This window comes from uncultured Streptococcus sp. (assembly GCF_915066115.1).
Lineage (GTDB): Bacteria > Bacillota > Bacilli > Lactobacillales > Streptococcaceae > Streptococcus.
Genome location: NZ_CAJZDT010000098.1, coordinates 1 through 7,456, shown reverse-complemented (window position 1 = coordinate 7,456; position 7,456 = coordinate 1). Strand labels below are relative to the sequence as shown.

10 protein-coding genes are annotated in these 7,456 nt (G+C 42.4%); all 10 read left to right on the top strand.

The window, feature by feature from the left end:
- The first annotated feature begins 103 nt into the window (after positions 1-103).
- Positions 104-742, top strand: a complete 639-nt coding sequence (gene tmk / locus QZ565_RS07065) for a dTMP kinase (protein ID WP_265480672.1) — start codon at positions 104-106, stop codon at positions 740-742.
- A complete protein-coding gene (locus QZ565_RS07060; protein ID WP_020902921.1) occupies positions 739-1,629 on the top strand; it encodes a DNA polymerase III subunit delta' in 891 nt (296 codons plus the stop codon). The genes tmk and QZ565_RS07060 overlap by 4 nt, the downstream gene beginning before the upstream one ends.
- Positions 1,630-1,668: 39 nt before the next feature.
- Positions 1,669-1,986: a DNA replication initiation control protein YabA gene (yabA, locus tag QZ565_RS07055; protein ID WP_000358227.1), complete on the top strand. Its 318-nt coding sequence runs from the start codon at positions 1,669-1,671 to the stop codon at positions 1,984-1,986.
- A 2-nt stretch (positions 1,987-1,988) separates the two neighbouring features.
- A complete protein-coding gene (gene rsmI, locus QZ565_RS07050) occupies positions 1,989-2,867 on the top strand; it encodes a 16S rRNA (cytidine(1402)-2'-O)-methyltransferase (RefSeq protein ID WP_295527489.1) in 879 nt (292 codons plus the stop codon).
- A 235-nt stretch (positions 2,868-3,102) separates the two neighbouring features.
- Positions 3,103-4,437: a methylenetetrahydrofolate--tRNA-(uracil(54)-C(5))-methyltransferase (FADH(2)-oxidizing) TrmFO gene (gene trmFO, locus QZ565_RS07045; RefSeq protein ID WP_000083709.1), complete on the top strand. Its 1,335-nt coding sequence runs from the start codon at positions 3,103-3,105 to the stop codon at positions 4,435-4,437.
- Positions 4,438-4,520: 83 nt separating this feature from the next.
- Positions 4,521-5,258, top strand: coding sequence for a UMP kinase (gene pyrH / locus QZ565_RS07040; protein WP_000002996.1), 738 nt, complete (start codon positions 4,521-4,523; stop codon positions 5,256-5,258).
- Between the two features lie 8 nt (positions 5,259-5,266).
- Positions 5,267-5,824: a ribosome recycling factor gene (gene frr, locus QZ565_RS07035; protein WP_001262225.1), complete on the top strand. Its 558-nt coding sequence runs from the start codon at positions 5,267-5,269 to the stop codon at positions 5,822-5,824.
- A gap of 59 nt (positions 5,825-5,883) precedes the next feature.
- Positions 5,884-6,738 (top strand): RNA-binding virulence regulatory protein CvfB, encoded by an 855-nt coding sequence (cvfB, locus tag QZ565_RS07030; protein WP_295527479.1) that lies wholly within the window; start codon positions 5,884-5,886, stop codon positions 6,736-6,738.
- Between the two features lie 11 nt (positions 6,739-6,749).
- Positions 6,750-7,340, top strand: a complete 591-nt coding sequence (locus QZ565_RS07025; RefSeq protein ID WP_295527476.1) for a GrpB family protein — start codon at positions 6,750-6,752, stop codon at positions 7,338-7,340.
- A 12-nt stretch (positions 7,341-7,352) separates the two neighbouring features.
- A partial coding sequence (locus QZ565_RS07020; RefSeq protein ID WP_295527496.1) for a YozE family protein occupies positions 7,353-7,456 on the top strand: 104 nt, incomplete at its 3' end.

Below are 7,456 nucleotides of genomic sequence, written 5' to 3'. Positions count from 1 at the left end.
TTTTAAAGTGTAAAAATAGAATGCCAAAATCCTAAGTTTTCTCTTAGGATTTTTCCTATTTTTTTGATAGAATAGAAGGTAGAAAAAAAGAAATGAGTTAGACATGTCAAAAGGATTTTTAGTCTCTCTTGAGGGACCAGAGGGAGCAGGAAAGACCAGTGTTTTAGAGGCTCTACTCCCAATTTTAGAGGAAAAAGGAGTAGAGGTGCTGACGACCCGTGAACCTGGCGGAGTCTTGATTGGGGAGAAGATTCGGGAAGTGATTTTGGACCCAAGTCATACTCAGATGGATGCGAAGACAGAGTTACTTCTTTATATTGCCAGTCGCAGACAGCATTTGGTGGAAAAAGTTCTTCCAGCCCTTGAAGCTGGTAAGTTGGTCATTATGGACCGTTTCATCGATAGTTCTGTTGCCTATCAGGGATTTGGTCGTGGCTTGAATATTGACGCCATTGACTGGCTCAATCAGTTTGCGACAGATGGCCTCAAACCCGATTTGACACTCTATTTTGACATCGAGGTGGAAGAGGGACTGGCTCGCATTGCTGCTAATAGCAATCGTGAGGTCAATCGTTTGGACTTGGAAGGATTGGACTTGCATAAAAAAGTCCGTCAAGGTTACCTTTCTCTTCTGGACAAAGAAGGAAGTCGTATTGTCAAGATTGATGCTAGTTTTCCTTTGGAGCAAGTTGTGGAAACTACCAAGGCTGTCTTGTTTGATAGAATGGGATTAGCTAAATGAAACAAGATCAACTAAAGGCCTGGCAACCAGATCAGTTTAACCGCTTTGTCCGTATCCTAGAACAAGACCAGCTCAATCATGCCTACCTCTTTTCAGGTTTCTTTGAAAGTTTGGAAATGGCGCAATTTTTAGCTAAGAGCCTCTTTTGTACAGATAAAGTAGGTGTTTTACCATGTGAGAAATGCCGAAATTGTAAGCTGATTGAACAGGGAGAATTTCCCGATGTCACCTTGATTAAACCAGTTAATCAGGTCATTAAGACAGAACGCATTCGAGAATTAGTGGGTCAGTTTTCCCAAGCAGGGATTGAAAGCCAGCAACAGGTTTTTATTATTGAGCAAGCTGAGAAGATGCATCCTAACGCAGCTAATTCTCTGCTCAAGGTCATCGAAGAACCCCAGAGTGAGGTTTATATTTTCTTCTTGACCAGAGATGAGGAGAAGATTTTACCGACAATTCGAAGTCGGACCCAGATTTTCCACTTTAAAAAGCAGGAAGAAAAACTCATATTGCTCTTAGAACAAATGGGACTGGTTAAGAAAAAAGCGACTCTCCTAGCCCAGTTTAGTCAATCGCGAGCTGAAGCAGAGAAGTTAGCCAATCAGGCAAGTTTTTGGACCTTGGTTGATGAAAGTGAACGCCTGCTGACTTGGTTAGTGGCTAAGAAAAAAGAAAGTTATTTGCAAGTTGCCAAACTAGCTAGCTTGGCAGATGATAAGGAAAAACAAGATCAGGTTTTACGGATTCTTGAAGTCCTCTGTGGGGAGGATCTCCTGCAAGCAAGAGTAAGAGTGATTCTACAAGATTTGCTAGAAGCTAGAAAAATGTGGCAAGCTAATGTCAGCTTTCAAAATGCCATGGAATATCTGGTCTTGAAAGAAATATAAACTCAAAGATGAATGATAAAGAAAGGAAAGGGCTGTTTTATGGACAAAAAAGAATTATTTGACGCGCTGGATGATTTTTCCCAACAGTTATTGGTAACCTTGGCCGATGTGGAAGCCATCAAGAAAAATCTCAAGAGCCTGGTAGAGGAAAATACAGCTCTTCGTTTGGAAAATAGTAAATTGCGCGAACGCTTGGGTGAGGTGGAAGCAGACGCTCCTGTCAAGGCTAAGCATGTTCGTGAAAGTGTCCGTCGAATTTATAAAGATGGATTTCACGTATGTAATGATTTTTATGGACAACGTCGAGAGCAGGACGAGGAATGTATGTTCTGTGACGAGTTGTTATACAGGGAGTAGGCATGCAGATTCAAAAAAGTTTTAAGGGGCAGTCTCCCTATGGCAAGCTGTACCTAGTGGCAACGCCGATTGGCAATCTAGATGATATGACCTTTCGAGCTATCCAGACCTTGAAAGAAGTGGACTGGATTGCTGCTGAGGACACGCGCAATACAGGTCTATTGCTCAAGCATTTTGACATTTCTACCAAGCAGGTTAGTTTTCATGAGCACAATGCCAAGGAAAAGATTCCTGATTTGATTGGTTTCCTGAAAGCAGGGCAAAGTATTGCTCAGGTATCCGACGCGGGTCTGCCTAGCATCTCAGACCCTGGTCATGATTTGGTCAAGGTAGCCATTGAGGAAGAAATTGCGGTTGTGACTGTTCCAGGTGCCTCTGCAGGAATTTCTGCCTTGATTGCCAGTGGTTTAGCGCCACAGCCACATATCTTTTACGGCTTTTTACCGAGAAAATCAGGCCAGCAAAAGCAATTTTTCGACTTGAAAAAAGACTATCCTGAAACTCAGATTTTCTATGAATCGCCCCATCGTGTGGCAGATACGTTGGAAAATATGCTAGCAGTTTATGGTGACCGCTCGGTCGTCTTGGTTAGGGAATTGACTAAAATCTATGAAGAATACCAACGAGGAAAGATCTCTGAATTGCTAGAGAACATCGCTGAAACACCGCTCAAGGGTGAGTGTCTACTCATCGTTGAAGGTGCCAGTCAGGATGTGGAAGAAAAAGACGAGGAAGACTTGTTCTTAGAAATCCAAGCCCGCATTCAGCAAGGTATGAAGAAAAACCAAGCTATCAAGGAAGTCGCTAAGATTTACCAGTGGAATAAAAGCCAGCTTTATGCTGCCTACCACGATTGGGAAGAAAATCAAGAAAATGACTAAACAGGGAAGTTTGCCTTCTTCCCTTTTTTTGTTATACTAGTAGAAGAAAAAATTAGAAAGATTTGTGGGAGTGAAAAAGTCCTGTGGACTTTTTCAGCCTGAGCCAGGAAATTCGAAAGCGAAGTAAGTCCTGTGGACTTTTTCAGCCTGAGCCAAGAAATTCGATAGCTCATAAGTTCGGTTGGCTTTTTCAATGTGAATCTTTTCTTCACACTCCCAAAGAGGTATTAGTGTCGTGTCTCAATCTTATATCAATGTTATCGGTGCTGGTTTGGCAGGTTCTGAAGCAGCCTACCAAATCGCAGAACGTGGTATTCCAGTTAAACTTTATGAAATGCGTGGTGTCAAGTCAACACCCCAGCACAAAACAGACAATTTTGCTGAGTTGGTTTGTTCCAATTCTCTTCGTGGAGATGCTTTGACAAATGCTGTTGGGCTTCTCAAGGAAGAAATGCGTCGCTTAGGTTCCGTCATTTTGGAATCAGCAGAAGCTACACGTGTTCCTGCTGGTGGAGCTCTTGCGGTGGACCGTGATGGTTTCTCCCAAATGGTGACTGAAAAAGTGGCCAACCACCCCTTAATTGAAGTGGTTCGTGATGAAATTACAGAATTGCCAACTGACGTTATTACTGTGGTCGCTACTGGTCCTTTGACTAGCGATGCTCTGGCTGAGAAGATTCATGCCCTTAATGACGGCGATGGTTTCTATTTCTACGATGCGGCAGCGCCTATTATCGATGTCAACACTATTGATATGAGCAAGGTTTATCTCAAGTCTCGTTATGACAAAGGAGAGGCGGCCTACCTCAATGCCCCTATGACCAAGCAAGAGTTTATGGATTTCCATGAAGCCTTGGTCAATGCGGAAGAAGCACCGCTCAATTCTTTTGAAAAAGAAAAGTACTTTGAAGGCTGTATGCCAATCGAAGTCATGGCTAAACGAGGTATTAAAACCATGCTTTATGGTCCTATGAAACCAGTCGGTCTGGAGTATCCAGATGACTACACAGGACCTCGTGATGGAGAATTTAAAACACCTTATGCGGTGGTTCAGCTTCGTCAGGACAATGCGGCTGGTAGCCTCTACAATATCGTCGGTTTCCAGACCCACCTCAAATGGGGAGAACAAAAGCGTGTCTTCCAAATGATTCCAGGTCTTGAAAATGCGGAGTTTGTTCGTTATGGGGTCATGCACCGCAATTCTTACATGGATTCACCAAATCTTCTTGAACAGACCTACCGTTCTAAGAAGCAACCAAATCTCTTCTTTGCTGGTCAAATGACGGGTGTGGAAGGCTATGTTGAATCGGCAGCATCAGGCCTAGTTGCAGGTATTAACGCGGCTCGACTCTTCAAGGGTGAAAGTGAAGCTATTTTCCCAGAGACAACAGCGATTGGAAGTCTGGCTCATTATATCACTCACGCTGATAGCAAACATTTCCAACCAATGAATGTCAATTTTGGAATTATCAAGGAGTTGGAAGGCGAGCGTATCCGTGATAAGAAGGCTCGTTATGAAAAAATTGCAGAGCGTGCACTTAGCGACTTAGAGGAATTTTTAACGGTCTAATTTTTTTGAAAGAATTGCTCATGATACTATAAAAATCTTAGAAATTGTGATAAAATAGGTAGGATAAAAAAAGGAGAGTGAAAATGGCGAATCCCAAGTATAAACGTATTTTAATCAAGTTATCAGGTGAAGCCCTTGCCGGTGAACGTGGCGTAGGGATTGATATCCAAACAGTTCAAACAATCGCAAAAGAGATTCAAGAAGTTCATAGCTTAGGTATCGAAATTGCCCTTGTTATCGGTGGAGGAAATCTCTGGCGTGGAGAACCTGCAGCAGAAGCAGGAATGGACCGCGTTCAGGCAGATTACACAGGAATGCTTGGGACTGTTATGAATGCTCTTGTGATGGCAGATTCATTGCAACAAGTTGGGGTTGATACACGTGTACAAACAGCTATTGCCATGCAACAAGTGGCAGAGCCTTACGTACGTGGACGTGCCCTTCGTCACCTTGAAAAAGGCCGTATCGTTATTTTTGGTGCTGGAATTGGTTCACCATACTTCTCAACAGATACAACAGCGGCTCTTCGTGCAGCTGAAATCGAAGCAGATGCGATCCTTATGGCTAAAAATGGTGTCGACGGTGTTTACAATGCCGATCCTAAGAAGGACAAGACAGCCGTTAAGTTTGAAGAATTGACCCACCGTGATGTTATCAACAAAGGTCTTCGTATCATGGACTCAACAGCTTCAACCCTCTCAATGGACAACGACATTGACTTGGTTGTCTTCAATATGAACCAACCAGGCAACATCAAACGTGTCGTATTTGGGGAAAATATCGGAACAACAGTTTCAAATAATATCGAAGAAAAGGAATAAGAAAGATTATGGCTAACGCAATTATTGAAAAAGCTAAAGAGAGAATGACCCAGTCTCACCAATCACTTGCTCGTGAATTTGGTGGTATCCGTGCCGGTCGTGCCAATGCAAGCTTGCTTGACCGTGTACATGTAGAATACTATGGAGTAGAAACACCTCTTAACCAAATCGCTTCAATTACCATTCCAGAAGCGCGTGTTTTGTTGGTAACACCATTTGACAAATCTTCATTGAAAGACATCGAACGTGCCTTGAATGCTTCTGATCTTGGTATCACACCAGCTAACGACGGTTCTGTTATTCGTTTGGTTATCCCTGCTCTCACAGAAGAAACTCGTCGTGACCTTGCTAAAGAAGTGAAAAAGGTCGGCGAAAATGCTAAAGTGGCTGTCCGCAATATCCGTCGTGATGCTATGGACGAAGCTAAGAAACAAGAAAAAGCAAAAGAAATCACTGAAGACGAATTGAAGACTCTTGAAAAAGATATTCAAAAAGTAACAGACGATGCTGTGAAACACATCGACGACATGACTGCCAATAAAGAAAAAGAACTTTTGGAAGTCTAAAAATAAACAGAAAAACTCAGTTGGCATTGCTGGCTGAGTTTTATTCGAAAGAAGGAAATATGAATACAAATCTTGCAAGTTTTATCGTTGGACTGATCATCGATGAAAACGACCGTTTTTACTTTGTGCAAAAGGATGGTCAAACCTATGCTCTTGCTAAGGAAGAAGGTCAACATACAGTAGGGGATACGGTCAAAGGTTTTGCCTACACGGATATGAAGCAAAAACTCCGCCTGACAACCTTAGAAGTGACTGCCACTCAGGACCAATTTGGTTGGGGAACTGTAACGGAAGTTCGTAAAGACTTGGGTGTCTTTGTGGATACAGGTCTACCCGATAAGGAAGTCGTTGTGTCACTCGATATCCTCCCTGAGCTCAAGGAACTCTGGCCTAAGAAGGGCGACCAACTCTACATCCGTCTTGAAGTGGACAAGAAAGACCGTATCTGGGGACTATTGGCCTATCAAGAAGACTTCCAACGTCTGGCTCGTCCTGCCTACAACAATATGCAGAACCAAAACTGGCCAGCCATTGTATACCGTCTCAAGCTGTCAGGAACCTTTGTTTACCTACCAGAAAATAATATGCTTGGTTTTATTCACCCAAGTGAGCGTTATGCAGAACCACGTTTGGGGCAAGTCCTAGATGCGCGTGTTATTGGTTTCCGTGAAGTGGACCGTACCTTGAACCTCTCCCTCAAACCGCGTTCTTTTGAGATGTTGGAAAATGATGCCCAGATGATTTTGACCTACTTGGAAAGCAATGGCGGTTTCATGACCTTAAATGATAAGTCATCTCCAGACGACATCAAGGCAACCTTTGGTATCTCTAAAGGTCAGTTCAAGAAAGCACTCGGTGGCTTGATGAAGGCTGGCAAAATCAAGCAAGACCAGTTTGGGACAGAGTTGATTTAGGTCTTATAGACATGATAAAGAAACTTGAAGAAATGAGTTTAGAGGAACTCTGGCAACTTTTTCCTATTTTTCTAGTAGAGCACAAGTCAGAGTGGAAAGACTGGTATGAATTAGAAGAAGCAAATCTGAAAAAAATATTGGGTGCAAATGTTATTAAAAGAATAGAACATATCGGTAGCACTGCTATCCCTAATATTTGGGCCAAAAATATCGTTGATATTCTGCTAGAAGTAGATAAAATAGAGGATTTAGCAAGAGTTAGGGATTTATTGGTGAAGAATGGTTGGCTAGTGATGTCAGAGAGTCATAACAGGATTTCGCTAAATAAAGGCTATACAGAGCAGGGATTTGCTGAGAAAGTTTTTCATTTACATTTGCGAATGGCGGGAGATCATGACGAGATTTATTTTAGAGATTATCTCTGTCAGCATCCAGATATCGCCCAAGCGTATCAGGAATTAAAACTGAATTTGTGGAAAAAATTTGAACACAATCGAGACGCCTATACAGATGCGAAAACAGATTTTATAAACCACTATGTGTCAGAGGCTAAGTTCAGGAATTTTCAAGAATCAGAAAAGTTTCATCAAAAAAAGTCTTGATAGGAGAAAGAATTGAGAAAATCATTTTACACTTGGCTCATGACTGAGCGCAATCCTAAAAGCAATAGTCCCAAAGCCATCTTGGCAGACCTCGCTTTTGAAGAGTCAGCATTTCC